Annotated in this window: 4 protein-coding genes; 1 reads left to right on the forward strand and 3 read right to left on the reverse strand. The window is 65.4% G+C overall.

The window, feature by feature from the left end:
• Window positions 1-124 precede the first annotated feature (124 nt).
• Window positions 125-292: a hypothetical protein gene (locus ROE7235_RS21125; RefSeq protein WP_442476007.1), complete on the forward strand. Its 168-nt coding sequence runs from the start codon at window positions 125-127 to the stop codon at window positions 290-292.
• Here the strand turns inward: ROE7235_RS21125 and ROE7235_RS19585 are convergent.
• The 3 genes from ROE7235_RS19585 to ROE7235_RS19595 all read right to left on the reverse strand — a co-directional run.
• Window positions 274-822, reverse strand: a complete 549-nt coding sequence (locus ROE7235_RS19585) for a DUF3489 domain-containing protein (protein WP_121097717.1) — start codon at window positions 820-822, stop codon at window positions 274-276. The two genes, ROE7235_RS21125 and ROE7235_RS19585, sit on opposite strands and share 19 nt — an antisense overlap.
• A 95-nt stretch (window positions 823-917) precedes the next feature.
• Window positions 918-1,136: a hypothetical protein gene (locus ROE7235_RS19590; protein WP_121097719.1), complete on the reverse strand. Its 219-nt coding sequence runs from the start codon at window positions 1,134-1,136 to the stop codon at window positions 918-920.
• Between the two features lie 14 nt (window positions 1,137-1,150).
• Window positions 1,151-1,422, reverse strand: a 272-nt coding sequence (locus ROE7235_RS19595; RefSeq protein ID WP_245964052.1) for a hypothetical protein, incomplete at its 5' end; no start/stop codon positions are given.

The raw sequence follows: 1,422 nt of genomic DNA on the forward strand, positions 1-1,422 counted from the left end.
TGATGGCAATGTTGGTCGAGGCGAGCAACGGCCGGAATTATGCGGAGTGACAACCGCCAAAAGCCCCTGCGGCGCCCATCACGGGCGCCACAGACTCCGCATAATCATCCGCTCGGCATAAACGGTGGTAAGCATAGCGCGGTCCTATGTGCTGCGGCGGCTATTCGAGGCAATCCGGGTCAAAACGACGAAGCCGCCGCCCATGAGGAGCGGCGGCTCTGTTCGGCGGCGGCTTCCCTACCGCCGGGATTTCAGCGGCGCAGCAGGGCGGGATCAGTCTTCGATCCGATAGACGCGTCCACGTTCCTCTGTCTTTTCTGAGGTGACCTCGAGCCCGAGCTTCTTCTTCAGCGCGCCGGACATGGCACCTCGAATCGTGTGACCAGCCCAATTGGTTGCCGCCATAATCTCTTCGATGGTCGCGCCTTCTGACGCGCGGAGCATGGCGATCAGCTTGGCCTGTTTGGTGCCCTCGCGCTGCGTGCGCACTTTGGGCGCGGCGTCGGGCTCAGCGAGGGTATCGGGCGCGGCTTCCTCGGGAGGCGCGTCCGTCGCGCCCACTGGCTCGATGCCGATGGCGGAGAGCCCTGCATCGGTGGCGATCAGCGTGACGCCGTGGCCATCGCCGGTCTCGCGCCAGACGGGCTCGCCCTTGCGCATGTCTGCGTCGGCTTCTTCGAGGAAGCCCTTGGCAAGCATTGCGCTGACCACCTTTGAAGCGGCACCGCCGCGCATGCTGTCGGGCAGCGGCAGGGCAATGCGGCACTCGTTCTGGGCCGCGCGGGACAGGATGATCATCTGGGCGTCTGAAAGCTTGGTCATTGGGTCGTCTCCGTGTTCGGACCGCGACCGTCGCGGTCTCCTACGACTCCGAGCCGCGCAGACCGCGCGGCCGGAGTTCGGGCATGTGCCCGAGGTCAGATCAACCCGATCTCGCGCAGGAGCGCAGCGGCAGCTGGCAGCCGGTCGGTGGCAACGTCGATTGCGATGGCCATGCTGTCGGCGGTCAGCCGTGCGGGAATATCGGCTTCCTCGCGGAGGGACGCTTCGATCTCGTCGAGGACGGTCGGGATGCGGCTCGTATCCCAAGGCTCGTTGAGGCCCCGAATGGCGATGCGGATGGTGCTGGTTTCCATGGTGTTTGCTCCTGTCACTCCGCGTGCTCGCCTTCGCTGAAGGCGCTGTCGGAGATGCGCTTCAGGAGGCTGGCGTAGTGCTCAAGGGTGCCGACATGGCCCCAGTTCACCTCGTCGGGGTGGGCGTTGAAGTGGTCGTCGCTGAGGCTTGCCAAGCGCGCGAGCATCTCGTCGATCTCGGCTTTCTTGCCGATGAAGGCGTTCAGCGCGGCTTCTTTGTTGCGGCGCGCCTTCTCGGCGCGGAGCTGGTGGCGGGGCGTGGTGATTGGGTTCAGGCGCGTGGTCA

The sequence above is a fragment of the Roseinatronobacter ekhonensis genome (assembly GCF_900499075.1).
Classification (GTDB): Bacteria; Pseudomonadota; Alphaproteobacteria; order Rhodobacterales; family Rhodobacteraceae; genus Roseinatronobacter; species Roseinatronobacter ekhonensis.

Bases quoted from the DNA above. Each gene is read 5' to 3' on its own strand.
- ROE7235_RS19590 (WP_121097719.1), bottom strand. From the start codon at position 1,136: ATGGAAACCAGCACCATCCGCATCGCCATTCGGGGCCTCAACGAGCCT.
- ROE7235_RS19585 (WP_121097717.1), bottom strand. From the start codon at position 822: ATGACCAAGCTTTCAGACGCCCAGATGATCATCCTGTCCCGCGCGGCC.